At 69.0% G+C, this 24,105-nt stretch carries 22 protein-coding genes, 2 tRNA genes and 1 riboswitch; of the genes, 13 read left to right on the forward strand and 11 right to left on the reverse strand.

Translation table 11 applies throughout. From position 1 onward, the window contains the following. Positions 1-431: 431 nt before the first annotated feature. From ACWEQG_RS37675 to ACWEQG_RS37700, 6 genes are all read right to left on the reverse strand, one after another. Positions 432-3,020, reverse strand: a complete 2,589-nt coding sequence (locus tag ACWEQG_RS37675) for a valine--tRNA ligase (RefSeq protein ID WP_452292261.1) — start codon at positions 3,018-3,020, stop codon at positions 432-434. 76 nt (positions 3,021-3,096) lie between these two features. Continuing rightward, entirely contained in the window at positions 3,097-4,380 is a 1,284-nt protein-coding gene (gene clpX / locus ACWEQG_RS37680; protein ID WP_169952773.1) for an ATP-dependent Clp protease ATP-binding subunit ClpX, read from the reverse strand. 206 nt (positions 4,381-4,586) lie between these two features. Beyond that, entirely contained in the window at positions 4,587-5,234 is a 648-nt protein-coding gene (locus ACWEQG_RS37685; protein ID WP_169987687.1) for an ATP-dependent Clp protease proteolytic subunit, read from the reverse strand. A 14-nt stretch (positions 5,235-5,248) separates the two neighbouring features. Further along, positions 5,249-5,893 (reverse strand): ClpP family protease, encoded by a 645-nt coding sequence (locus ACWEQG_RS37690; RefSeq protein ID WP_452292263.1) that lies wholly within the window; start codon positions 5,891-5,893, stop codon positions 5,249-5,251. A gap of 353 nt (positions 5,894-6,246) precedes the next feature. After that, positions 6,247-7,638, reverse strand: a complete 1,392-nt coding sequence (gene tig / locus ACWEQG_RS37695; RefSeq protein WP_452292265.1) for a trigger factor — start codon at positions 7,636-7,638, stop codon at positions 6,247-6,249. A gap of 201 nt (positions 7,639-7,839) precedes the next feature. Next, positions 7,840-8,706, reverse strand: coding sequence for a helix-turn-helix domain-containing protein (locus tag ACWEQG_RS37700; RefSeq protein ID WP_452292267.1), 867 nt, complete (start codon positions 8,704-8,706; stop codon positions 7,840-7,842). A gap of 276 nt (positions 8,707-8,982) precedes the next feature. On the opposite strand from ACWEQG_RS37700, the gene ACWEQG_RS37705 reads away from it, so the two are divergent. Both ACWEQG_RS37705 and ACWEQG_RS37710 read left to right on the forward strand, forming a co-directional pair. Then, positions 8,983-9,462, forward strand: a complete 480-nt coding sequence (locus ACWEQG_RS37705) for an ATP-binding protein (protein WP_452292269.1) — start codon at positions 8,983-8,985, stop codon at positions 9,460-9,462. A gap of 148 nt (positions 9,463-9,610) precedes the next feature. Then, positions 9,611-10,591, forward strand: coding sequence for a ferritin family protein (locus ACWEQG_RS37710; RefSeq protein WP_452292271.1), 981 nt, complete (start codon positions 9,611-9,613; stop codon positions 10,589-10,591). Positions 10,592-10,700: 109 nt separating this feature from the next. Here the strand turns inward: ACWEQG_RS37710 and ACWEQG_RS37715 are convergent. Continuing rightward, a tRNA-Gly gene (locus ACWEQG_RS37715) sits at positions 10,701-10,771 on the reverse strand. 90 nt (positions 10,772-10,861) lie between these two features. On the opposite strand from ACWEQG_RS37715, the gene ACWEQG_RS37720 reads away from it, so the two are divergent. Together ACWEQG_RS37720 and ACWEQG_RS37725 are read left to right on the forward strand one after the other, a co-directional pair. Further along, positions 10,862-10,938, forward strand: a tRNA-Pro gene (locus ACWEQG_RS37720). A gap of 164 nt (positions 10,939-11,102) precedes the next feature. Continuing rightward, positions 11,103-11,864 (forward strand): enoyl-CoA hydratase, encoded by a 762-nt coding sequence (locus ACWEQG_RS37725; protein ID WP_452292273.1) that lies wholly within the window; start codon positions 11,103-11,105, stop codon positions 11,862-11,864. 3 nt (positions 11,865-11,867) lie between these two features. On the opposite strand, the gene ACWEQG_RS37730 is transcribed toward ACWEQG_RS37725, so the two are convergent. Beyond that, positions 11,868-12,260: a VOC family protein gene (locus ACWEQG_RS37730; protein ID WP_363462642.1), complete on the reverse strand. Its 393-nt coding sequence runs from the start codon at positions 12,258-12,260 to the stop codon at positions 11,868-11,870. 50 nt (positions 12,261-12,310) lie between these two features. Here ACWEQG_RS37730 and ACWEQG_RS37735 point away from each other — a divergent pair, with 50 nt between their 5' ends. The 4 genes from ACWEQG_RS37735 (at position 12,311) to ACWEQG_RS37750 (ending at position 16,781) form a co-directional block, all read left to right on the forward strand. Further along, positions 12,311-12,808 (forward strand): DUF2087 domain-containing protein, encoded by a 498-nt coding sequence (locus tag ACWEQG_RS37735; RefSeq protein ID WP_452292275.1) that lies wholly within the window; start codon positions 12,311-12,313, stop codon positions 12,806-12,808. A 64-nt stretch (positions 12,809-12,872) separates the two neighbouring features. Then, complete coding sequence (locus ACWEQG_RS37740; protein ID WP_452292277.1) at positions 12,873-14,231, forward strand: TrpB-like pyridoxal phosphate-dependent enzyme; 1,359 nt, start codon at positions 12,873-12,875, stop codon at positions 14,229-14,231. Between the two features lie 162 nt (positions 14,232-14,393). After that, positions 14,394-16,127, forward strand: a complete 1,734-nt coding sequence (locus ACWEQG_RS37745; protein WP_452292279.1) for an ATP-binding SpoIIE family protein phosphatase — start codon at positions 14,394-14,396, stop codon at positions 16,125-16,127. An 87-nt stretch (positions 16,128-16,214) separates the two neighbouring features. Further along, positions 16,215-16,781: a TIGR03086 family metal-binding protein gene (locus tag ACWEQG_RS37750; RefSeq protein ID WP_452292281.1), complete on the forward strand. Its 567-nt coding sequence runs from the start codon at positions 16,215-16,217 to the stop codon at positions 16,779-16,781. A gap of 9 nt (positions 16,782-16,790) precedes the next feature. Here the strand turns inward: ACWEQG_RS37750 and ACWEQG_RS37755 are convergent, their stop codons facing one another. Further along, positions 16,791-16,868, reverse strand: coding sequence for a 50S ribosomal protein bL37 (locus tag ACWEQG_RS37755; RefSeq protein WP_373320643.1), 78 nt, complete (start codon positions 16,866-16,868; stop codon positions 16,791-16,793). Between the two features lie 140 nt (positions 16,869-17,008). Here ACWEQG_RS37755 and ACWEQG_RS37760 point away from each other — a divergent pair, with 140 nt between their 5' ends. From ACWEQG_RS37760 to ACWEQG_RS37770, 3 genes are all read left to right on the forward strand, one after another. Further along, positions 17,009-17,812, forward strand: a complete 804-nt coding sequence (locus ACWEQG_RS37760; protein WP_452292283.1) for a DeoR/GlpR family DNA-binding transcription regulator — start codon at positions 17,009-17,011, stop codon at positions 17,810-17,812. 37 nt (positions 17,813-17,849) lie between these two features. After that, on the forward strand, positions 17,850-18,908 hold the full coding sequence (galT, locus tag ACWEQG_RS37765; RefSeq protein ID WP_452292284.1) for a galactose-1-phosphate uridylyltransferase: 1,059 nt from the start codon (positions 17,850-17,852) through the stop codon (positions 18,906-18,908). Positions 18,909-18,980: 72 nt separating this feature from the next. Further along, positions 18,981-19,119: riboswitch (cyclic di-AMP (ydaO/yuaA leader) on the forward strand. A gap of 13 nt (positions 19,120-19,132) precedes the next feature. Next, entirely contained in the window at positions 19,133-20,065 is a 933-nt protein-coding gene (locus ACWEQG_RS37770) for a coiled-coil domain-containing protein (protein ID WP_452292286.1), read from the forward strand. A gap of 65 nt (positions 20,066-20,130) precedes the next feature. On the opposite strand, the gene ACWEQG_RS37775 is transcribed toward ACWEQG_RS37770, so the two are convergent. Beyond that, positions 20,131-20,562: a hypothetical protein gene (locus tag ACWEQG_RS37775; RefSeq protein ID WP_452292288.1), complete on the reverse strand. Its 432-nt coding sequence runs from the start codon at positions 20,560-20,562 to the stop codon at positions 20,131-20,133. 322 nt (positions 20,563-20,884) lie between these two features. Between ACWEQG_RS37775 and ACWEQG_RS37780 the strand changes: the two genes are divergently transcribed. Together ACWEQG_RS37780 and ACWEQG_RS37785 are read left to right on the forward strand one after the other, a co-directional pair. Beyond that, positions 20,885-22,102: a serine hydrolase domain-containing protein gene (locus ACWEQG_RS37780; protein ID WP_452292290.1), complete on the forward strand. Its 1,218-nt coding sequence runs from the start codon at positions 20,885-20,887 to the stop codon at positions 22,100-22,102. Then, positions 22,099-22,608 carry a DinB family protein gene (locus ACWEQG_RS37785; RefSeq protein WP_452292292.1) on the forward strand — a complete coding sequence of 170 codons (510 nt, stop codon included), beginning with the start codon at positions 22,099-22,101 and terminating at the stop codon, positions 22,606-22,608. The genes ACWEQG_RS37780 and ACWEQG_RS37785 overlap by 4 nt, the downstream gene beginning before the upstream one ends. A 17-nt stretch (positions 22,609-22,625) precedes the next feature. Here the strand turns inward: ACWEQG_RS37785 and ACWEQG_RS37790 are convergent, their stop codons facing one another. Then, positions 22,626-23,930, reverse strand: a complete 1,305-nt coding sequence (locus tag ACWEQG_RS37790) for a M50 family metallopeptidase (protein WP_452292294.1) — start codon at positions 23,928-23,930, stop codon at positions 22,626-22,628. Between the last annotated feature and the right edge of the window lie 175 nt (positions 23,931-24,105).

Below are 24,105 nucleotides of genomic sequence, written 5' to 3' on the forward strand. Positions count from 1 at the left end.
ACTGTTGAGTTCTCAAGAAACGGACGCGACCACCATCACCCAGAACCCGATTCACCAGGCCCTACGCTCCGGGGCGTTTCGCTTCGTTCGTTGTGCTTCTATTCTGGCGAGTCCGGTTATTCGTGTCAAATCAACTCGATTTGCTTTGAATTCCGTTTTTCACCGAGAATTTCGGCCGCCCCGTTTCCGGGGCAACCCCTCGAACTTACCTGATCCCCGGCACCTCGTCGAATCGCGACGAGACACCCGAGATCGGGTCAGAGGAAGGGAGTAACCGAGAGTCTAACAACCGGATCCCCTTGGGGTGTTCCGACTCGCCGGACCCTCAGCGCGAGAGAAAGACTAGCACCGGTTGGGAGGTGCTGGAGACAACTTAGGCAACTTCACAGTCTTGCCCCGTCTCCAGCACTCCCAAACCTCATTCGGCACACCTATGCCGGCAGGGCGGCGAGCTGGGCCTCGAGGCGAGAGATGTCCTCGCCGGCCTGCTCGGCACGCCGGCGCACCTTCGCCACGACGTCCTCGGGAGCCTTGGCCATGAACTGCTCGTTGCCGAGCTTCGCGGTGACCTGCGCCTGCTCCTTGCGCGCCGCGGCCAGGTCCTTCTCCAGCCGCTTCCGCTCGGCCACGACGTCGATGGCACCGGCCGTGTCGATCTCCACGAGCACCGTGCCGACGGTGAGCCGGGCTGTCGGATTGAAGGTGTCCGCCGGCTCGTCCAGGCGCAGCAGGACCCGGATCGCGTCCTCATGGGCCGCGAGAGCCGTACCGGACAGGGACAGCCGCGCGGCCACGCGCTGGCCGGGCTTCAGCCCCTGGTCGGATCGGAACCTGCGCACTTCCGTCACCAGGTTCTGCAGGGAGGCGATCTCCTGCTCGGCCGCGGGGTCGAACAGGTCGGGCGACACCGACGGCCAGGGAGTCACCACGATCGACTCCCTGCCGGTCAGGGCACGCCACAGCTCCTCGGTCACGAACGGCACGAGCGGGTGGAGCAGCCGCAGCAGCGCGTCGAGGACGTGCCCCAGCACCCGCTTGGTGTTCTCGGCGACCGCACCGCCCTCGGCGAACTGCACCTTGGCCAGTTCGACGTACCAGTCGAAGACCTCGTCCCAGGCGAAGTGGTAGAGGGCGTCGGAGGCCTTCGCGAACTCGAACTCCTCGAAGGCCGCGTCGACACTTGTCACGACCTCCTGCAGCCGGGACAGGATCCACCGGTCGGCCGCGGTGAGGTCATCGGGCAGGCCGTCGGAGACGGCGCCGTTCATCAGCGCGAACCGGGTGGCGTTCCAGATCTTGTTGCAGAAGTTGCGGGATCCGGCCGCCCAGTCCTCGCTGATCGCCACGTCGGAGCCGGGGTTGGCACCACGGAGCAGCGTGAAGCGTGTGGCGTCCGCGCCGTATCGCTCGATCCAGTCGAGCGGGTCGACGACGTTGCCGAACGACTTCGACATCTTCTTGCCGAACTGGTCGCGCACCATGCCGTGCAACGCCACGGTGCGGAACGGCGGCTGGCCGTCCATCGCGTACAACCCGAACATCATCATCCGGGCCACCCAGAAGAACAGGATGTCGTAGCCGGTGACCAGGACGCTCGTCGGATAGAAGCGGGCCAGCTCGGGCGTGTCGTCGGGCCAGCCCAGCGTGGAGAACGGCCACAGTCCCGAGGAGAACCACGTGTCGAGGACGTCCTGGTCCTGCTCGTAACCGGCCGGCGGCTCCTCGTCGGGTCCCACGCAGACCATGTCTCCGTCCGGGCCGTACCAGACGGGGATCCGGTGACCCCACCACAGCTGACGGGAGATGCACCAGTCGTGCATGTCGTCGACCCAGTCGAAGTAGCGCTTGGCCAGCTCCGGCGGGTGAATGCGGGTGCGGCCGTCGCGCACCGCGTCGCCGGCGGACTTGGCCAGCGGCGTGACGTTCACGAACCACTGCAGCGACAGACGCGGCTCGACCACGGTCTTGCATCGGGAGCAGTGGCCGACCGAGTGGACGTACGGGCGCTTCTCGGCGACGATGCGGCCCTGCTCGCGCAGCGCGGCGACGACGGCGGGCCGCGCCTCGAACCTGTCGAGGCCTTGGAAGGGCCCGTGAGCGGTGATGATGCCCCGCTCGTCCATGATGACGAGCGACTCCAGCGAGTGGCGGCGTCCGATCTCGAAGTCGTTCGGGTCGTGCGCGGGGGTGACCTTGACCGCGCCGGTGCCGAACGAGGGGTCCACGTGCTCGTCCGCGACGATCGGGATGCGCCGCCCGGTGAGCGGGACCTCGACGTACTTGCCGACCAGGTGCGCGTAGCGCTCGTCGGCGGGATGAACGGCGACCGCGGTGTCGCCCAGCATCGTCTCCGCGCGGGTCGTGGCGACGACGATCTCCTCGTCACCCGAGCCGTATCGGATCGAGACGAGCTCGCCGTCGTCGTCGCTGTGCTCGACCTCGATGTCGGACAGGGCGGTCAGGCAGCGGGGGCACCAGTTGATGATCCGCTCGGCCCGGTAGATGAGCCCGTCGTCGAACAGCTTCTTGAAGATCGTCTGGACGGCCCGGGAGAGCCCCTCGTCCATCGTGAAGCGCTCGCGGGACCAGTCCACGCCGTCGCCGAGCTTCTTCATCTGGCCGAGGATCCGACCGCCGGACTCCTCCTTCCACTGCCAGACGCGCTCGACGAACGCCTCACGGCCGAAGTCGTGGCGGGACAGGCCGTCCTTGGCGATCTCGCGCTCCACGACGTTCTGGGTGGCGATGCCGGCGTGGTCCATGCCGGGCAGCCACAGCGTCTCCATCCCCCGCATCCGGGCCCGCCGGGTCAGCGCGTCCTGGATCGAGTGGTCGAGCGCGTGGCCCACGTGGAGCGACCCGGTCACGTTGGGCGGGGGAAGCACGATGCTGTACGGCTCGCGCCCGCTGCCCGGGTCCGCGGTGAAGTAGCCCGCCGATACCCAGCGCTCGTAGCTCCGGGTCTCGACATCGGCGGGGGCGTACTGGGTGGGCAGCTCAGACGTAGTCACGCTGCCCAATTCTAGGGACGTCCGGACGCCGCCCGAGCCGTCGCCGCACACCCTGTGGACAACAACACGCCCGGGCGAGGGCCCGTCAGGCCGACTTCTCCCTCGGCGTCCGCTGCTGCTTGGCCTGCAGCTGGTCGCGCGGCACGAGGGTCGGGTTCACGTGCTCCAGCACGGCCTCGCGGGTGATGACGACGCGGGCCACGTCCTGACGGGAGGGCACCTCGTACATCACGGACTGGAGGACTTCCTCCATGATGGCGCGCAGGCCGCGGGCACCGGTGCCGCGCAGGATGGCCTGGTCGGCGATGGCCTCGAGCGCGTCGTCGGTGAACTCCAGCTCGACGTTGTCCAGCTCGAGCAGGCGCCGATACTGCTTCACGAGCGCGTTGCGCGGCTCGGTGAGGATCTGGATCAGCGCACTCCTGTCGAGGTTGTGCACCGACGTGATCACCGGCAGCCGGCCGACGAACTCGGGGATCATGCCGAACTTGAGCAGGTCTTCCGGCATGACGTCCGAGAAGATGTCGGACGAGTCCATCTCCTCCTTGGAGTGGATGATCGCGTTGAAGCCGATGCCCTTCCTGCCGACCCGGGATTCGATGATCTTCTCGAGGCCGGCGAAGGCGCCGCCGCAGATGAACAGCACGTTCGTGGTGTCGATCTGGATGAACTCCTGGTGGGGGTGCTTGCGCCCGCCCTGCGGCGGCACACTCGCCGTGGTCCCTTCCAGGATCTTGAGCAGGGCCTGCTGCACGCCCTCGCCCGACACGTCCCGCGTGATCGACGGGTTCTCGCTCTTGCGGGCGATCTTGTCGACCTCGTCGATGTAGATGATGCCGGTCTCGGCCTTCTTGACGTCGTAGTCGGCGGCCTGGATCAGCTTGAGGAGGATGTTCTCCACATCCTCGCCGACGTATCCCGCCTCGGTCAGCGCGGTCGCGTCCGCGATGGCGAACGGCACGTTGAGCATCTTGGCGAGCGTCTGCGCGAGCAGGGTCTTGCCCGACCCGGTGGGGCCGAGCAGCAGAATGTTGGACTTGGCCAGCTCCAGGCCGTCGTCGCGGCCTCGCTCCCCGGACTGGACGCGCTTGTAGTGGTTGTAGACCGCCACCGACAAGGCCTTCTTCGCCTTGTCCTGCCCGATGACGTACGCGTCCAGGAACTCGTAGATCTCACGGGGCTTGGGAAGGTTGTCCCACTTGAGCTCGGAGGACTCGGACAGCTCCTCCTCGATGATCTCGTTGCAGAGATCGATGCACTCATCGCAGATGTAGACGCCTGGTCCGGCGATGAGCTTCTTGACCTGCTTCTGGCTCTTGCCGCAGAACGAGCACTTCAGCAGGTCTCCCCCGTCGCCGATGCGTGCCACCCCAGATACTCCTTTGCGTGGGACCGCCTGCCGCCGCGGTCGCTTCCGTCCACACCCTCTTCGCGATCATTGATCGCGATCCGGTGCGAAAACGTCATCCCGCTCAGGTTTCGACGTTACCGTCTCTCGGGCCCTCAGTGAGCCCCCTAGCGGTGAGTCGCACCGGAACGTGCCCAAATGGGCACCGTTCCGGTGCGGCAACCTCCTCAGGAAGCGGCGACCGCCGCCGCACGCTTCTTCCGCGACGGGATGATGTCGTCCACCAACCCGTACGCCTTCGCCTCCTCGGCGCTGAGGATCTTGTCTCGCTCGATGTCCTTGCGGACCTCGTCGGGCGACTTGCCCGAGTGCTTCGCCACGAGATCCTCCAGCAGCGACCTCATCCGCAGGATCTCACGAGCCTGGATCTCGATGTCGCTGCCCTGTCCGCCGCCCTCGGTGTAGGGCTGGTGGATCAGCACGCGGGCGTTCGGCAGCGCGAACCGCTTGCCCGGCGTGCCGCCGGCCAGCAGGATCGCGGCGGCCGAGGCCGCCTGCCCCAGGCAGACCGTCTGGATCTCGGGCCGGACGAACTGCATGGTGTCGTAGATCGCGGTCATCGCGGTGAACGAGCCACCCGGCGAGTTGATGTACATGCTGATGTCGCGGTCCGGGTCGAGCGACTCCAGCGTGAGCAGCTGCGCCATCACGTCGTTCGCCGAAGCGTCGTCGATCTGGACGCCGAGGAAGATGATGCGATCCTCGAACAGCTTGTTGTAGGGGTTCATCTCCTTGACGCCGTACGACGTGCGCTCGACGAAGGAGGGAAGGACGTAGCGGCCGTTGATGTCACCCGGCCGGATCAGCTCACTCATCTGGGAAGCTCCAGTCACGAGACGGCGCCCTCGGAGGGCACCTGGCGGGCGCTGCGCACCACGTGGTCGATGAAGCCGTAGTCCTTGGCCTCCTCGGCCGTGAACCAGCGGTCCCGGTCGGAGTCGCGCTCGATCTGGTCGAGCGGCTGGCCGGTGTGGTAGGCGATCCGCTCCGCGAGTGTCTTCTTCACGTAGAGCATCTGCTCGGCCTGGATCGCGATGTCGGCCGCGGTGCCGCCGATGCCGCCGGACGGCTGGTGCATCATGATCCGGGCGTGCGGAAGCGCGTACCGCTTGCCGCGGGCGCCGGCACAGAGCAGGAACTGCCCCATGGAGGCGGCCAGACCCATGGCGACCGTGCAGACGTCGTTCGGCACGTACTCCATCATGTCGTAAATCGCCATGCCGGCGGTTACCGAGCCACCAGGGGAGTTGATGTACATCCAGATGTCACGATCGGGGTCATCGGCGGCGAGGAGCAGGAGCTCAGCGCACAGCCGGTTGGCCACCTCGTCGTTCACCTGGGTGCCGAGCACCACGATCCGCTCGCGCAGCAGGCGCTGGTAGAGCTGGTCCTCGAGGCGGGAGGGGCCACCCTCCGGGCTCCGGGCCTCGAAGCCGGAACCACCGGTCGGGAAGAAGGTCGGCGGGCTGGTCACAGCGTCACCTTCCGATGCTCGTAATCGATTGGCTTTGCTTGTGACCTTAACGCGCGGCGCAGACAGGTCATGCCCGTGCGCCGTACTGTTCGCTGTCGGCGCATGCCCGGCCCGCGACGGCGCATCCACGCCGCATCGCTCGTGTTTCCCGCCCATGGCCGGACTGCCGAGACACATGTGTCACGGCCGTACGCGTGCTCCCCGCCCCCGGTAATAAACAATTTCCAGCGATTTGCCCGGATATAACCGGAAACCCCCGGCGCACCCGAGTGCGACGGGGGTTCAAGCGCTGCCACTGCCCCGGCCCGCCCTGCGGCAGGCCGGCGGCAGAAGTCAGGCGAGGGCCTCGGAGATCAGCTCTCCTTGGTCTCGTCGGCGGGCTCCTCGCCCGCCTCGTCCACGCCCACGGCCTCCTGCTCGGGGTTGAGCTCGGCGTAGATGGCCTGGATGTCCACCTCGTTGCCCGCGGTGTCGGTGACCTTGGCCGCGTCCCCGATGACGGTCTTGGCCTTCTCGCGCACGATCTCCATCATCGCCAGCGGGAGCTGGTTGTTGTCGGCGAGGTGCTGGGCCAGCGTGTTCGGCGCGACGCCCATCTGCATGGCGCGGCGCACCACGAAGTCGGTCAGCTCCTGCTCGCTGACGCCGATCTCCTCCGCCTTGACGATCTTGTCGAGCACGAAGCCCGACTTCAGCGCCTTGGCCGCGTTCGCCTCGTACTCCGCGAACAGCTCTTCCTCGGTGGTCTGCTGGAGACGGAAGTACGCGTCACGGCTCAGGCCGCTCTCGGCGACCTGGTGCTCGAGGTTGTGCTTGCGCGCGTCGATCTCCGCCTGGAGCGCGCTCTCGGGCAGCGGGATGTCGATCTTCTCGAGCAACGCGTCGAGCGCCTTCTCACGGCTCTGCATGACCTGGTCCACCAGCTTGTTGCGGCGAACCTGCTCGCGGATGCTGTCCTTGAGCTCGTCGAGCGTGTCGAACTCGCTGGCGAGCTGGGCGAACTCGTCGTCCAGCTCGGGCAGCACCTTCTCCTTGACCGACTTGACGTTGATGATCACGTCGGCCTCCTCGCCGGCGTTCTCACCGCCGACGAGCGTGGTGCGGAAGGTCTTCTCGTCGCCCGCGGCCATGCCCTGCAGCGCGTCGTCCAGGCCCTGCAGGACCGAGCCCGCGCCGACCTCGTAGGACACGTCGGCGGCCTGCTGCTCCTCGAGGTTGCGGCCGTCGATCTCGGCGCGCAGGTCCATCACGACGTAGTCGCCGTTCTGGGCCGGCCGCTCGACGCCGGTCAGCGTCGCGAAGCGCTGGCGCAGGCCCTCGAGCTGAGCGGTGATGTCCTCGTCGGTCACCTCGGCGGGGTCGACCACGATCTCGGCGCCCTGGTAGTCCGGGACGTCGAAGGCGGGGCGGATGTCCACCTCGGCGGTGAACTCGACCTGCTCGCCGTCCTCGATCTTGGTGACCTCGATCTCCGGCTGGCTGACCGGGAAGACCTCGGTCTCGTCAACGGCCTGGCCGTACAGCTTGGGCAGAGCGTCGTTCAGGGTCTCCTCGAGAACCACCGCGCGGCCGAAGCGCTGCTCGATGATCCGGGCCGGCACCTTGCCAGGACGGAAGCCGGGCACGCGCACCTGCTGCGCGACCTTCTTGTACGCGGCCTGCAGGCTCGGCTCGAGCTCCTTGAACGGCACCTCGACGGTGAGCTTGACCCGGGTAGGGCTGAGCTCCTCGACAGCGGTCTTCACGGGGTGGTCTCCTTGATCCAGCATCTGGTGATCGCGGGCACGTCGTGCACGGCAACCGCGGCACAGTAACGCGCGCCGCGCCCACGTGAAAGGCGCAGGATCACCGTCTCGCCTGCACGCGACCTGTCCGGGCATGCTCGACTGTGGCGGGTGTCCAACGCCAAGGGCAGTCTAGAGCAGATGAGGCCCGGTAGCGACTGATCAGAGGTCTGCCATGATCTGCCGCAGCAGGTCCACCGTCTCCGTGGGGGTGGTGCTGACCGCGCAGAGGCGCTCCATGACCTCGCTGTAGCGGTCGACTTCTTCCCGTTTGTCCAGGTAGAGCGCACTGGCGAGCTGCTCGACGTACACGATGTCGGGCAGGTCGGGGTCGGCGAACCGCAGGATGCTGAAGGCGCCGCCCTCGGCGGCGTGTCCTCCATAACTGAACGGGATGACCTGAATCGTCACGTTGGGCTGGTTCATCAGGTCGATGAGGTGCTGGATCTGGCCCCGCATGACGTCGACTCCGCCGATCGGGCGGCGCAGCGCGGCCTCGTCGATCACGGCCCAGAACTTGGGGCTGTTCCCGCCGTCGAGGATGCGCTGGCGTTCCAGCCGCAGGTCCACCCGCCTGGCGATCTCCTCCGGCGCCGCGCCGACCGCGCCGGCCATGATGACGGCGCGCGCGTACTCCTTGGTCTGCAGCAGGCCGGGAACGAACTGCACCTCGTAGGTGCGGATGCGCTCGGCCGCCTCCTCCAGGCCGACGTACGCCTGAAACCACGAGGGCAGCAGGTCGTTGAACCTGTGCCACCAGCCGGGCTCGTTGGCCCTCTCGACCAGGTTCATCACGACATCGCGCGTCTCCTCGTCCTCGACTCCGTAGAGGACGAGGAGGTCGGCCACATCGCGTTCCTTGAACCCGACCCGGCCCAGCTCCATCCGGCTGATCTTCGACTCGGACGCCCGGATGCACTGGCCGGCCTGGTCACGACTGATGCCCTTGCTCTCACGGAGCTTGCGGAGCTGGGAACCGAGAAGGATGCGCAGAGCCGTCGGACCCGATCCAGCCTGGATCTGTATCACGGCGCCTCCCTCTCACCTCGGCCCTGTGTGCCGCCAAGGGACGACCCGTACGACACCCCCAGCCCACACAGTGTCACCACTCCGGGCTCCGATGACAAGGTCTGATCTACGTGTCCCTGACGGTCAGCACATTCGCAACGTGCGTCTGCACATGACAACTGCACGTGCATTTGGGTCTTGCAGCAGCGGGAGCCACTGATCCATCATGTCTTAGGTGCATATTGGGCTAAATGTGCACCAGTCATCGATTCAGGCCAGCGGGAGGTACGGGCAACCATGTCGGACGAGCCCAAATCCGGCGGCCAGCTGACCCGCGACGTGGGATTCGGCTGGTTCCGGAGGGCGGCAGGTCCGTCCGATACGACGATGTGCCCCCTGGCCCCGCAGGCCGATTCGGTCAAGACCGCACGTGACGTCACCCGGACGACCCTGCGGGAGTGGGGCCTGTCGGAGCTGAGCGACGACGCGGCACTCGTCGTGAGCGAACTGGTGACCAACGCTGTTCGTTACGCTCTGTGTCCGGCGGACCGCACCGGTGAGCCGCCCATAACGCTGACGCTCCTGCGCATCGCGCCGCACGTGCTGCTCGCCGTGTCGGACCCGAGCGACCAGGCGCCCTCACCCGCGCAGCCCGACTTCGTCTCCGAGCACGGACGTGGCCTCTACATCGTCGAGACCTACAGCCAGGCCTGGGGCTGGGACGCGCTGGACGAGGGCGGCAAGGCCGTCTGGGCCCTCTTCCGCACCGGCGACTGACGGTCTCCGGCGGCCACCCCACCCCCGGGGCCATGTTTTGAGATGTCCGTGCAAGACACAGGGCATCCGAGGAGATTCGCGCTCCTTAACCGGGTATGCCGGGTTCCGACTCCCCTCTCACCAGGCTCTACGCCCGTCGGGGGGTCGCATGGAAACCTCAGGTCTCGGCTGGTGCAAGGCCGGTCTCACGGCTGCCGGCACCATCACGCTCCTCGCTCTGGGAGTCGCACGCGCCTCGGCTGCGACCGCTCCCCATGGGGACGACGTCGATCCGTCGACGCGCACCAACGTCACGAACGCGATGAAGGGCGAGGCGCTCGCGCACGTCACCTACCGCGAGTACGCGAAGCAGGCGGACAGGGAGAACCTGCCCGAAGTGGCCGGGCTGTACAGGCGCACCGCGCACACGGAATTACGCGAGCACCTCGACGAGCAGGCGAAGCTCGTCGGCCTGGTCGGCGACAACGCCGCGAACCTCCGCGACAGCATGAGCGGCGAGTCCTACGAGGCCACGAAGATGTACAAGAACTTCGCCAAGCAGGCCAGGAAGGACGGCGACCGGCAGGCGGCCCGCCTCTTCTCGGAGATCGCCAAGGACGAGGCCGCGCACCACGCGAAGTTCGCCGAGGCGGCGAAGGCCGTCGCCGATCCGTCGTCCGGCGCGGTCGTCCCGACGGATGTCAAGGCGAAGCGCGTGACCGTACGCGCGGGAGAGCCGGAGGTCTCGTCCGACCGGACGCTGGAGAACCTGCGTACGGCGATGAAGGGCGAAGCCTTCGCCTACGCGAAGTACACCCGTTACGGAGACAAGGCCCGCGAGACCGGTCAGCCGAGGCTCGCCAAGCTGTTCCACCGCACCGCCGCCGTCGAGCGCACCGAGCACTTCGCCGAGGAGGCGAATCTGGCCGGCGCGGTGCGCGGCACCGCGGCCAACCTGTGCGCGACGATCAAGGGTGAGACTCGCGAGGGCACCCGGATGTACCCCGATTACGCGCGCCAGGCCTCGGCCGCAGGTGACACCGCGGCGGCCAGCGTGCTCACCGACACGGCGAAAGACGAGCTGAAGCACGCGAAGGCCTTCGCCGGTCAGCTGTCCGAGCTCGGCGGCCGTTGCCCCGCAGCGAGCTGACCGAGAGACACGGTCGTGCCCGTCGCGCCATGGCGAGAATTCGGAGACCGTGGGAAGACCAAGGCCCAGGGCCGGGGACTCACCCCCGGACCTGGGCCTTCATCGTCAGAGCGGACGACGGGAATCGAACCCGCGTAGCCAGTTTGGAAGACTGGGGCTCTACCATTGAGCTACGTCCGCGCGCGCCCGGTGTCCATCTGGTCTAGACTTCATCCGGTCGTCAGGGCGTAAGCGTACCGGAGTCTCGGAGCGCACGCGTACCCGACGAGACGGGGCGTGGCGCAGCTTGGTAGCGCGCTTGCTTTGGGAGCAAGAAGTCGCAGGTTCAAATCCTGTCGCCCCGACCATCGCTCTCGCGTTTCCCACACCGCTTCCGGCCGACGGCCGCCGAAGCGGCCCCCGCTCCCGATAGGGGTCCCCATAGGAGCGACGGCACCCCCGCCGGGCTCCGGGCCTCCGGCACGTTTCTATAACCTGTTCTCGCCGTACTCCCGGGACCCTGAGGAGCACCATGGGCGACCTGGTCCTCGTCGACCGGCCTGCCGAGGCCGTCGCGGTCGTGACGCTGAACCGTCCGCGCAAGTACAACGCGATCTCCAAGGCGCTGCTGGAGGAGTTCCGGGACACGCTGGAGCGGCTCGCGGCCGAGCCCGACCTGCGCGCGATGGTCCTCACCGGGGCCGACCCCGCTTTCTGCGCGGGCCTGGACCTCGGTGAGCTGGAAGCGAACGTGCAGATCGGCCGTCCCGACTCGATCCTCCCGCTGCGGAACTTCCCCGTGCCCGTCATCGGCGCGGTCAACGGCGTGGCGGTGACCGGCGGCCTGGAGTTCGCGCTCGCGTGCGACTTCAGGATCGCCAGTGAACGGGCGCGGTTCGCCGACACCCACACTCGCGTCGGCATCGTGCCCTCCTGGGGCATGACCGCCCGGCTGAGCCAGGCGGTCGGGCAGGCGTGGGCCCGGCAGATGACGTTCACCGGTGACTTCGTCGACGCGCCCCTCGCGCTGCGCATCGGGCTGGTGAACGAGGTCGTCGCGCACGACCGGCTGCTGCCCCGGGCCGTGGAGCTCGCACGGAGCATCGCGACGACGACCCCGCAGACGCTGGGCAGGATCCGGGAGATCTACGACCTCCTGCGGGACGGCACCGGCGCCGACGGCCTGCGGGCCGAACTGGAGACCGGCCGGGACGGGCTCACCATCGCCGGCCCGGAGGACTTCGCCGCCCGCAGGCGCGCGGTCTTCGAACGGGGCCGGACCCAGAGCCGCTGAAAGTCACTCCTCCTCCACGTACGGGTGCGTGAGGAACTCGATGGCGTGGCCGTCGGGGTCGTCCACGTACACCCCGCGACCGTGGTGGCGGTGGTTGACCTGCTGCGGCTCCTGGTGGTGCGGCCCGCCCCAGTACGGCAGGCCCCGCTCGGCGATGCGGGCGCAGATCTCGTCGAACTCGTCCTCGGAGACGAGGAACGCCAGGTGCTGCATGACGATCCGGTCCCGCTCGACGATCGAGTCGGCGTAGTCGATCGTCACGCCGTTGGCGACCCGGACCGTGGCGAACGGCCCGAACGCGCCGGGCTCCGGCTCGCCGAGCAACCCGGTCAGGAACCGGGCGGACTCGAAGCGGTCACTGCTGTGCACGATCGTGTGGTCCAGTCGAGCGGTCACGGCGGCCTCCAGGTTTTCCGCGGTCCTCATCGACCCAATACCGTGGACAGGTGATCGACAAGCACATCTCCCGCGTGCTCGGGCTGCTCGGGCAGGACGACACGCTTCGCGTCCTCGCCGGACTGGTCCTGCGTCCCGGTGAGCCGCTCGACAAGGTCACCGGGCTGACCCCGGAGGCGGCGGCCAAGGCCCTCGACCGGCTGGCCAGGGGCGGTCTCGCCGTACGGGAGGAGGACGGCTGGCGGGCGCGGCCGGAGACCTTCCGCGAACTGCTGCGCACGGTTCCCTCCACGCCGGCCGACCCGATGGACGCGTTCCTGGTCGACGGGCGGCTCGTCTCCATACCGGTGAAGCGGGCCAAACGGCTGATGGTGCTCGACTACATCGCGCAGGTGTTCGAGGTGGGCGTGCGCTACCAGGAGAAGGAGGTCGACGTGGCGCTGCGGGCGTTCCACGACGACCACGCCGCGCTGCGCCGCTATCTGGTGGACGAGGGGTTCCTCACCCGGGAGGCCAACGTCTACTGGCGATCGGGAGGAAGCGTCTGACCGGGTCCGGCCACATCGGCCGGCGCCCTTTCCCGATGGGCCCGCGGCGCGGACACTGGGAGACATGGGCGAGCCGACCAGGGTCCTTCTCGACGAGTCCCGGATCCCCGGGAACTGGTACAACGTCATCCCGGACCTGCCCACGCCGCCCCCACCGGTGCTCCACCCGGCGACGCTGCAGCCGGTCGGCCCCGACGACCTCGCCCCGCTCTTCCCGGAGGCGCTGATCGGGCAGGAGGTGTCGGGAGAGCGGTTCGTCCCGATCCCCGACGGCGTCCTCGACGTCTACCGCCTCTGGCGGCCGACACCGCTCATCCGCGCCCGCCGCCTGGAGCGCGCCCTCGGCACGCCCGCGCGCATCTACTACAAGTACGAGGGCGGCAGCCCGTCGGGCTCGCACAAGCCCAACACGGCGGTCCCGCAGGCGTACTACAACGCGCGGGAGGGCGTGCGCAGGCTGACCACCGAGACGGGCGCGGGCCAGTGGGGGTCCGCGCTGGCGTTCGCCTCCGCCCAGTACGGCCTGGCCTGCGAGATCTGGATGGTCCGGGCGTCGTACGACCAGAAGCCGTACCGGCGCACGCTGATGAAGGTCTACGGCGCCACCCTGCACGCCAGCCCGTCGGCGGTGACCACGGCGGGCAGCAGGATCCTGGCGGAGGACCCGCACTGCACGGGGTCGCTGGGCATCGCGATCAGCGAGGCGGTCGAGGTCGCCGGGCAGCACGACGACACGCGGTACGCCCTGGGCTCGGTGCTCAACCACGTCCTGCTGCACCAGACCGTCATCGGCGAGGAGGCGCTGGAGCAGCTCGCCACTCTCGGCGAGACTCCCGACCTGGTGATCGGCTGCACCGGCGGCGGCTCCAACTTCGCCGGGCTGGCCTTCCCGTTCCTGCGCGAGAAGCTGGCGGGACGGATGAACCCGGTGCTGCGCGGCGTGGAGCCCGCCGCCTGCCCGTCGCTGACCCGGGGCACGTACGCCTACGACTTCGGCGACGCCGCGGGGTTCACGCCGCTGATGAAGATGCACACACTGGGGCACACGTTCGTGCCCGACCCGATCCACGCCGGCGGGCTGCGCTACCACGGCATGTCGCCGCTGCTCTCACACGTGTATGCGCAAGGCCTGGTGGAGGCCGTGGCCGTCACGCAGACCGAGTGCTTCGACGCGGGGATCCGCTTCGCCAGGGCCGAGGGGATCGTGCCTGCCCCCGAACCCGCCCACGCGGTGGCCGCGACGATCGCCGAGGCGCTGCGGTGCGCGGAGTCGGGCGAGGAGAAGGTCATCGTGATGTCCCTGTGCGGGCACGGCCATTTCGACCTGCCCGCCTACGAGAGCCGTCTCGCCGGTCGCCTGGAGGACTTCACGCTTCCGCAGGGGCGGATCGACGAGGCCCTCGCGCACCTGCCCGTCGTCTGATGCGACGCATGCTCACTGATATCCGTTTCGTCCCTTGAGCGGCGGGTACGGCTGCGCCATCGTGCCGTCATACCTGTCGGAGCACTCATGTCAAACGGCTGAAATGCGCGGTATCAGCTCCATACGATTCTGGAACACCATCCGCTCTCTCCGGAGAATTCGTTGAACCGGAACTGCGTTATCAAGGACCCCGCCCCGGGGAACCGGGCGCAGTGGCGCCGCAGCAGCGCCGCGTCCGCCAACGAGCGGCTGGCCTTCCTGAACGAGGCGAGCCGGCGTATCGGCAGCACGCTCGACCTGGCCGAGACGAGCCGGGAGCTCGTGGACGTGTCGGTCCCCCGCTTCGCCGACGCGGCGGCCGTGATGGTGCAGGACCGCCTCATGTCGGAGGGCGAGCTGTCGCCCCGGCCGGTCGACGGCACGACCCTCGTACGCCGGGTGGCCCTGGGTGTGGCCGGCGCCGATCCGGACGCCTGGATGAAGGCGTTCCCGGTCGACGAGGCGACGATCTATCCGGCGATCCTCCCGCAGGCCCAGTGCATGGCGGGCGGGAAGCCGCTGATGTACCCGTCGCTGGACAAGGAGAGCGCCCGGCTGATCGGCGCCAGCCTGGACCGGGAGGAGGCGGTCGCCTCGCTCCTGACCGACTGCTCGTTCCTCGCGGTGCCCCTGCGGGCACGGGGCCGGGTCCTCGGCTGCGCGGTCTTCACCCGGCGCCCCGGCAGCCTGCCGTTCGAGGAGCAGGACGTGGTGGTGGCCGAGGACCTGGCCGCCCGCGCCGCGCTGTGCATCGACAACGCGCGGCTGTACACCACGGAGCGCAAAACCGCGCTGACCCTGCAGAGCAGCCTGCTGCCCGTCGAGCTTCCGCAGGCGCTCGGGATGGACATCGCCTCGCGGTATCTGCCGGCCAGCGACCTGATGGGCGTCGGTGGCGACTGGTACGACGTGATCGCCCTGCCCGGCTGCCGTACGGCCCTGGTGGTGGGCGACGTCATGGGGCACGGGACCAGGGCCGCGGCGACCATGGGCCAGCTGCGCACGGCCGCGCGTACGCTGGCGAGCCTCGACCTGCCGCCAGACGAGGTGCTGTTCCGGCTCAACCTCATGAGCCAGGACCTCGACCCGAGCCAGATCGCGACGTGCATCTACGCGGTCTACGACCCGGTGACGCGCAGTTGCGCGCTCGCCCGCGCCGGGCACGTGCCGCCGATCCTGCTGCACCCCGACCGCTCGACCGAGATCATCGAGCTGCCGTCGGGCCTGCCGCTGGGCATCGGCAGCGATCCGCTGGAGTCGCGCGAGCTGGTCCTGCCGTCCGGGAGCGTGCTCGCCCTCTACACCGACGGCCTGGTCGAGAGCCGCGAGCGGGACCTGGACGCCGGGATCATGGGGCTGCGGCGCCTGCTCGCCGGTCCGGTCGACGACCTGGAGGACATGTGCGACGTGATCATCAACAGTCAGCGGTCGAGCCACGAGCGTGACGACATCGCCCTGTTGGTGGCCCAGGTGCGCGACCTCGATCCGGACGAGATCGCGACCTGCCCGTTGCCGGCCGACCCGCGTTTCGTCTCGCACGCGCGCCGCTTCGTCCGCGGCACCCTGCAGAGGTGGGGCCTGGGCGGCCTGGTGGACGCCACCCAGCTCATCGTGAGCGAGCTGGTCACCAACGCGCTCAAGCACGGCTGGCCGCCGATAGAGCTGCGGCTGCTGCGCGGGCGGACGCTGGTGGTCGAGGTCGCCGACGGCTCGCCCGCCGCTCCGGCCCCGCGCACGGCCACCCCCGACGAGGACACCGGCCGAGGTCTCCAGCTGATCAAGCGGTTCGCCTACCGCTGGGGCACGCGGCCCACTCCGTACGGAAAGATCGTCTGGGTCGAGCAGCACCTCCCTTGACCCGGGCGTTCCCTCCCCGGCAAGCGTGTATTACTGATCGTTGAGAAGAGTTACGGTCGAACGGGGAGTTCGTGGCGAGGAGGGGACATGATCGATATCCGTGACGCGTACCGCAGGGCGCTGGACGGTTTCGGGGACCGCCTCCATCTCGTCCGCCGCGGTCAGTGGGAGTTGCCGACCCCCTGCGTCGACTGGGACGTCCGCGGGCTGGTCAACCACGTCGTGTCCGAGAACCTGTGGGCCCCCGAGCTGCTGTCCGGCCGCACGGTCGCGGAGGTGGGGGACGCCTTCGAGGGGGACGTGCTCGGCGACGACCCGGTCAAGGCGTTCGAGGCGTCCGCGCAGGGCGCCGTGCAGGCCGTGTACGCCGAGGGCGCCCTGACCTCCGTCGCCCACCTGTCCTTCGGTGACGTGCCGGGCGAGGAGTACATCACCGAGCTGTTCGCGGACGCGCTGATCCACACCTGGGACCTGGCACGTGCCATCGGCGGGCCGGAAAGGCTCGACCCCGAGCTCGTCGCCTCCTGCTCGGAATGGTTCGAGAAGGCGCGGGAGGACTACCGCGAGGCGGGGGTGATCGGGGACGAGCGAGGCGTCCCGGCCGGCGCCGACCAGCAGACTCGCCTGCTCGCCGCCTGGGGCAGGAACGCCTAGGCCGGGCCTCTACCGGCCCGTGGGCCGCCTGCCGTGGTTGGCCTTCTTCTTCTTGCGTGCCTTCGACTTGCGTGCGCGTCTGCCCATGAAGACCGCCTTCCGTCGAGTACGGCGTTTCGCTCACTGTCCTCCCCGGGACCGCGACCGGCAAGTACCCGGACCCCAACTCAACACGTCCCCACGTGTGTGGGGCATAATTTGTTTGAATCTGTTGACAGGAGTGGTGGATGCTGGCCCAGCAACGGCAGCAGGCGATCCTGGAGAGGGTGCGCAGAACCGGCGGGGTGCGCGTCGCGCAGCTCGTACGCGACCTCGGGGTCTCGGACATGACGATCCGCCGCGACCTGGAGGTCCTCGCGGAACGCGGCCTGATCGTCAAGGTGCACGGCGGGGCGACCGCCACCGGCACCGGCTCGACGGAGGAGCCGGGCTTCGCGGCCAAGTCGGTGCGGCAGCAGGCCGAGAAGGAGGCCATCGCCCGCCGGGCGGCCATGCTCGTACGGCCGGGCAGTTCGGTCGCCCTGTCGGCCGGAACCACGACCTGGACGCTCGCCCACCACCTGGTGGACGTGCCCGAACTGACTGTGATCACCAACTCCGTGCAGGTGGCCGACGTCTTCCACCGGGCGGGGCGGCCCGACCAGACCGTGGTGCTGGTGGGAGGCGTGCGCACGCCCTCCGACGCCCTGGTCGGCCCGGTGGCCGTGGCGGCCGTCCGCTCCCTGAACGTCGACACGCTCATGCTCGGTGTGCACGGCATGAGCGTCAGGGCGGGATACACCACGCCCAACCTGCTGGAGGCGGAGACCGACCGCGCTCTCATCGCGGCCGCCCAGCAGCTCGTGGTCCTGGCCGACCACACCAAGTGGGGGACGATCGGCATCAGCACGATCGCCGCCCTCGGCGAGGCCGACGTGGTCGTGAGCGACGTCGGCCTGCCGGATGAGGCGCGCGCCGAGCTGTCGGAGCACGCCGGCGAGCTCCTCCTCGCCGATCCGTCCGGGGAATCCGCACTGGAAACCGCCCTGTGACGCCGAACACCGCACGCCGATAGTTGGAGACCGCTTCGTGAAGCGCACCATCACCCATCTCGCCGACGGCCGCGAGCTCATCTACTTCGACCGGCGCGACGACGCCGACCACAGCGCCACCGACCCCAGGGACCTACCGCCGCGCCCGCTCGCCTCCGAGTTGCGCTACGACCCCCTGATGGACGAGTGGGTGGCCGTCGCCCGGCATCGTCAGACGCGCACCCACCTGCCGTCCGCCCAGGAGTGCCCGCTCTGCCCGGCACATCCCGGCTCGGAGATCCCCTCGCCGTACGAGGTGGCGGTGTTCGAGAACCGGTTCCCGTCGTTCAGCTTCAACACCGGAGCGTACGAGCAGGTGGGCGGCCTGAGCGAGGTGCGGCCGGGGATCGGGCGCTGTGAGGTGGTCTGCTTCACCTCCGACCACAACGCGTCGTTCAGCTCCCTGAGCGACGAGCAGGCCGAGCTGGTCGTCGAGGCGTGGGCCGACCGTACGGCCGAGCTGTCCGCGCTGCCCGGCGTGGAACAGGTCTTCTGCTTCGAGAACCGCGGCGCCGAGATCGGCATCACGCTGCCGCATCCTCACGGGCAGATCTACGCCTATCCGTACGTCACGCCGCGTACGCGCCAGATGCTGGACACCGCCGCCCGTCACCGGGGCGGCAACCTGTTCGCGGACGTCCTGGCCGCCGAGCGGAAGGGCCCCCGGGTGGTGGCCGCCAACGAGCACTGGACGGCCTTCGTCCCGGCCGCCGCGCGGTACCCGTTCGAGGTGCACGTCTACCCGCACCGCCGGGTGCCCGACATCCCCGCCCTGTCGCCCGAGGAACGGGCCGCCTTCGCGCCGCTCTACATCGAGGTGCTGCGCCGCCTCGACGGGCTGTTCGGCGTCGTCATGCCGTACGTCGCCGCCTGGCACCAGGCCCCGGTCACCTACCGGCGCGACCTGGCCTACCTTCACCTCCAGCTCTTCACGATCCGGCGGGCGCCGAACAAGCTGAAGTACCTCGCCGGCTCGGAGTCGGCGATGGGCGCGTTCGTCAACGACGTGCTCCCGGAGGAGGCCGCCCGGATGCTCCGTGAAGTGGTCACGGCTTGATCACCGTAACGGTTGCGACTTGGGTGGCACCTGCGGTTTCTTTACCAGTAGTATCCCGGAGCACCGGCTGTCACAGCCGGTACGCCTAATCCCGGGCGCCTCGCCCGGGAGCCGGGGACCCAACCACGCATCTGGGGTCAAGGCAGCCGCCTGCCCGGGCTCCTCCAGCCCGCACCCGTCAGCTAACCCGGCCGGCATGTGGAGAGGAGTGGGCTCTGCCCCGCGTGTTCCCCCTGGCTGTCGGTGTGCTCGCCTCCGCCGCCCTCGTGTTCGGCGCGGCCGCCCCGGGCGCCGCCGACCCCAAGCCCACGGAGAAGCAGCTCAAGCAGGAGCTGTCGGACCTGCGGAAGAGGATCGACCGCCTGATCGCCGACTACAACGCCAAACGAGTCGCGCTCGCCAAGGCCCGTGTCGAGGAGAAGGCCGCGCGCGGCCGGCTGGCCAAGGCGGAGGCCGATTACGAGGTCGCCAGGGACGCCGTACGGCAGATGGCCGGGCTGCGCTACCAGACGGACAGCTCGATGGCGCTGCCCGACATGAACACCGCCGCGCTGAACTACCAGCTCAAACAGGAGCAGGCCGCCAGGCTCGAGCACTTCGACCAGATCCGCGCCGAGCGGCAACGGGCCGCGGACGCCGCCGAGACGCTCACCGGACAGCTCAAGACGCAGGCCGCCGAGGTCGCCGCACAGCGCGAGGACGCCGAAGACCTCATCGACAAGATCAAGGGCAAGCTCGACGCCCTCATCCCGATCGCCCCGGGCAGACGGGCCGGCGGTTCGTGGGCGCCGGAGCTGCCCGCCGGCTCCGACAACATCACCCCCCGTATGCGGCTCATGCGCACCGAGGTCGACAAGGCCTTCAACCTGCGGTTTCCGGTGGGCTGCTACCGCGCGGAGAACAGCGGCGAGCACCCCCTCGGCCGCGCCTGCGACTTCATGATGAGCTCGGGCGGCGCCATGCCCTCCCCCGAGATGAAGGCGCTCGGCGACAGCCTGGCCGCCTGGGCCATCAAGAACGGGCCGAAGCTGGGCGTGATGTACGTGATCTGGCAGCAGCGCATCTACAACCTCGGCCATCCGGGCTGGCGGACCATGTCCGATCGCGGCGGAGTCACCGCCAACCACTACGACCACGTCCACATCTCGATGTACTGACCTGTCTGGGCGTTCGCGGGGGAGGCCGGCCACCTCGGCGAGCGAGGCGGCCGGGCCGTTCCGGGTCAGGCGGGGATCTGCTTCTCGTGCCAGGTGTAGTAGAGGTAGGTGCTGCCGGGCCCGGTCAGCGTGCCGTAGACCTGCCAGAAGGTGTTGGCGCCGGGCGAGAAGCGGAAGATCTTGTCCCCAGGCCGGTCGTCCACGATCACTCGCTGTGACCCGGTGGGCCCGATCCGGACCTCGATCGTGAACGTCTCGGTGTCGGGGATGTCGAGGCAGACCTCGTGCGTGTACGCCGTCGAACCGGCGATGTTGTAGAGGCGATTGTCCACCGCCGGCGCCTCGACGTTGGTGGGGACGTATTTGTTGACGACATAGGTGTACCCGCCCGTGGAGCAGTCCACTGCGGATGTGTCCGCGGACGCGGGGCCGACGCCGGTGAGCGTGGCGCCGAGAACGCCGCCGGCGACGGCGAGAACGGAGATGGTGCGCTTCATGCCTCTCCTCATCCGTGCGGTGACCCTTCACCCAAGTAGTTGAAGGGTGAATTGATTTTGATCACATCTGCCACATATGCACAAGCCTGAGCAATGAACCGTTCATCTCTGAGTCAAGGCGGTCAGGTTCGGCCTCCACAGTCGATGAACGGCCTGCTTGTGCTCTGCGAGCACCCGCGATCCGGAAGAGAACGTCGTCTTCGCCGTTGACGAGGTTTCATCGATGGACTAACTTCGTCTCTGCGAGAGACGGCACCGCATCACCGTGCCCGCCTCGTCGGCTCCTGCCCACACACCCCGATCGTTCGGAAGGCGATGACGCATGCCCGGAATCGGCGGCGAGACCGCACCTGGATTCGAAGCAGTACGTGAGGCGTTCGCGGCGAACCTGTCCGGCGGGCAGGAGGTCGGGGCCGCGGTCGCCGTCTACCTGCACGGCCGGAAGGTCGTCGACCTGTGGGGCGGGATCGCCGACCCCGGGACGGGCCGCCCCTGGGACCGCGACACCCTGGCGGTCGTGTTCTCCACCACCAAGGGCGTCACCGCCGCCTGCGCGCACCTGCTGGCCGAGCGGGGCGAACTGGACCTGGACGCACCCGTCGCCGGCTACTGGCCGGAGTTCGCGGCGAACGGCAAGGACCGCATCCCGGTGCGCTGGCTGCTCACCCACCAGGCCGGACTGCCCGCGATCGACAACCCGATCACCCCGGCGGAGGCGATCGCCTGGGACCCGATGGTGACCGCGCTGGCCGCCCAGCGGCCGCTCTGGGAGCCGGGCACCGCGCACGGCTACCACGCGCACACGTACGGCTGGCTGGTCGGCGAGGTGGTCCGCCGGGTGACGGGCCGCAGCCTCGGCGCCTTCCTCGCCGAGGAGATCGCCGCACCGCTCGGCCTCGACCTGTGGATCGGGCTGCCGGAAGCCGAGCAGCACCGGGTCAGCCGGATCGTCGCCACCCCGATCGACCTCGGCGCGCTGACCGGGATCGACCTGGACGCCCTCCCCGAGTCCGCGCGCGAGGTGATGCGCGCCTACGCCGATCCCACGTCGCTCACCATGCGGGCGATGACCGTCGTCACGCCGCTGCTGAACCACGACGACCCGGCCGAGCAGCTCGCCGAGATGCCCTCGACCAACGGCATCTGCACCGCCCGCGCGCTGGCCCGCTTCTACGCCGCGCTGATCGGCGAGGTCGACGGGCATCGCATCCTGTCCCCCGGCACTCTGGCGGCGGCGACCGCGGAGCAGGCCGGCGGCGTGGACCGCGTCCTGCGCGTGCCGGTCCGGATCGCCACCGGTTTCGGCCTGCCCACCCCCGACGCCTTCTGGTACAGCCCTACCGCCTTCGGATTCCCCGGCTACGGCGGATCGCTCGGCTTCGCCGACCCGGCGTCCGGCCTGGCCTTCGGCTACGTCATGAACCGCGTCCAGGAGGGCGTGCCGGACGGCAGAGCCGCCACGCTCCTCGACGCGGTCCGCAGCGCGATCCGAGGCGGCGTTGGCGCGATACCGCGTGAGCCGGGCAGGATGCTGGGATGACCGAAACACGTATCGATCCCCCTGTCGCCGCCGACGAGCGCACGATGCTGCGCGCCTGGCTGGACTGGCACCGTGAGACCCTCGCGGTGAAGTGCGAGGGCCTCACGGAGGAGCAGCTGCGGCTGCGCTCGGTGCCGCCCTCCAGCATGTCGTTGCTCGGCCTCGTACGGCACATGGCCGACGTCGAACGAGCCTGGTTCCGGCGGCGGCTGAACGGCGAGGACCTGGACGGCATCTACTACAGCGCCGACGACCCGGACGGCGAGTTCGACAACGTGGACACCGCGTCCGCCGAGGAGGCCTTCGCGACCTGGCGCGCGGAGATCGAGCACGCGCGGGCGGCCGAGGAGGCCTGCGCCGACCTGGACGCCATGACGAAGGCGGGCCGTGAGGGCGTCCACCACTCGCTGCGCTGGATCATGTGCCACATGATCGAGGAGTACGCCCGCCACAACGGTCACGCCGATCTGCTGCGCGAGCGCGTCGACGGCGCCACCGGCGAGTAGCCCGCCGCCCGGCGGGCTCAGCCGGACAGGCGGACCGGGTTGACGAGGTCGGCGTAGATGAGAAGGCCGCCCATGACGACCAGCAGGGCCGCCATGACGTACGTCAGCGGGAGCGCCTTGGCCACGTCCACGTGACCGGGGGCGGGCCGACGGCGCACCCGGGCGAAGGCCCGCTTGAGGCCCTCCCAGAGCCCGCCGGCGATGTGCCCGCCGTCCAGCGGCAGCAGCGGGATCAGGTTGAACATGCCCACCGCGAGGTTCAGCGCGGCCAGCAGGTTGATGAAGATTTCGATCTTGTTCTCGACCGGGATGTCCGAGGCGGCGATCTCACCGCCGATCCGGCCCGCCCCCACGATGCCGATCGGCCCGTTCGGGTCGCGCTTGTCTCCCGAGAACGCGGCGTTCCAGACGCCGACCATCTTCTTGGGGATGTTGACCATCGCGACGGCGGTGCGCTCGGTCAGGTCCCACATCTGCCCGACGACGTAACCGGGGCCCTTCTTCTCCACGACCGTGGTCGGGCTCACGCCCAGGAAGCCGACGTTCTTGTCGACCTTGTCGGGGTCGGTCAGCGAGGGCATGTCCTGCGCGATCAGGTCGACCCGCACGTCGGTCCGCTGCCCGTTCCGTTCGATGCCGAGCGTCGTCGCCCCCGCGCCGTGCTCCCGGATCAGCCGCTGCGCCGCCTCCCAATCGGCGGCCGGCCTGCCGCCGACGGCGACGATGTGGTCGCCGGGCCGCAGACCGGCCTTCGCGGCGGGCGTCAGCGGATCGCTGTCCCGGCAGTCGCGGTGCCCCGCCTCGGCGGCCGGGATGGCGCACTTCGACACCGAGGACACGACCGGCGTCAGCTCGCGCACGCCGAACCCCATCATCACGACCGCGAACAGCACGAACGCGAGCACGAAGTTCATCGCCGGGCCGCCGGTCATGATGATGACCTTCTGCCACCAGGGCTTGCGGTAGAAGACCCGGTTCTCGTCACCCGGCCGGATCTCCTCCGAGGCGACGGCCCGCGCGTTCTCGATGAGTCCCTGCCAGGGGCCCGTGGAGACGCTGCGCAGCTTGCCCGGCTCGTCGGAGGCGCGCGGCGGGAGCATGCCGATCATGCGGATGTAGCCGCCGAGCGGGATCCACTTCACGCCGTACTCGGTCTCGCCCCGCCTGCGCGACCACATCGTGGGCCCGAAACCCACCATGTATTGGGTCACGCGGACGCCGAAGAGCTTGGCGGGCACGAGGTGCCCGATCTCGTGCAGCGCGATGGAGACCAGCAGACCGACGAAGAGGATCACGAACCCGGCCACGAAGAGCCAGCTCATCAGCGCGTACCCCCGAGGTGGAGAAGGTGCCCTGGCAGACGAAGCACCTTTCGAGCGTAGCCCACCCGCGCGCGGGCGAAGACTCTTCCGACGCGGGTTCGGCTTGCCCGCAGGTGACCGATTAGGGACACTTCGTTGACAGTACGCAATTGGTCGATCACCCTTTGAGAGACGT

This window comes from Microbispora sp. NPDC004025 (assembly GCF_053604425.1).

Coding starts and splice junctions, on each gene's coding strand:
- ACWEQG_RS37685 (WP_169987687.1), bottom strand. CDS start 5,234: ATGAGTGAGCTGATCCGGCCGGGTGACATCAACGGCCGCTACGTCCTT.
- ACWEQG_RS37705 (WP_452292269.1), top strand. CDS start 8,983: ATGTCGGACGAGCCCAAATCCGGCGGCCAGCTGACCCGCGACGTGGGA.
- ACWEQG_RS37710 (WP_452292271.1), top strand. CDS start 9,611: ATGGAAACCTCAGGTCTCGGCTGGTGCAAGGCCGGTCTCACGGCTGCC.
- ACWEQG_RS37725 (WP_452292273.1), top strand. CDS start 11,103: ATGGGCGACCTGGTCCTCGTCGACCGGCCTGCCGAGGCCGTCGCGGTC.
- ACWEQG_RS37740 (WP_452292277.1), top strand. CDS start 12,873: ATGGGCGAGCCGACCAGGGTCCTTCTCGACGAGTCCCGGATCCCCGGG.
- ACWEQG_RS37750 (WP_452292281.1), top strand. CDS start 16,215: ATGATCGATATCCGTGACGCGTACCGCAGGGCGCTGGACGGTTTCGGG.
- ACWEQG_RS37755 (WP_373320643.1), bottom strand. CDS start 16,868: ATGGGCAGACGCGCACGCAAGTCGAAGGCACGCAAGAAGAAGAAGGCC.
- ACWEQG_RS37760 (WP_452292283.1), top strand. CDS start 17,009: ATGCTGGCCCAGCAACGGCAGCAGGCGATCCTGGAGAGGGTGCGCAGA.
- ACWEQG_RS37775 (WP_452292288.1), bottom strand. CDS start 20,562: ATGAAGCGCACCATCTCCGTTCTCGCCGTCGCCGGCGGCGTTCTCGGC.
- ACWEQG_RS37780 (WP_452292290.1), top strand. CDS start 20,885: ATGCCCGGAATCGGCGGCGAGACCGCACCTGGATTCGAAGCAGTACGT.
- ACWEQG_RS37785 (WP_452292292.1), top strand. CDS start 22,099: ATGACCGAAACACGTATCGATCCCCCTGTCGCCGCCGACGAGCGCACG.
- ACWEQG_RS37790 (WP_452292294.1), bottom strand. CDS start 23,930: ATGAGCTGGCTCTTCGTGGCCGGGTTCGTGATCCTCTTCGTCGGTCTG.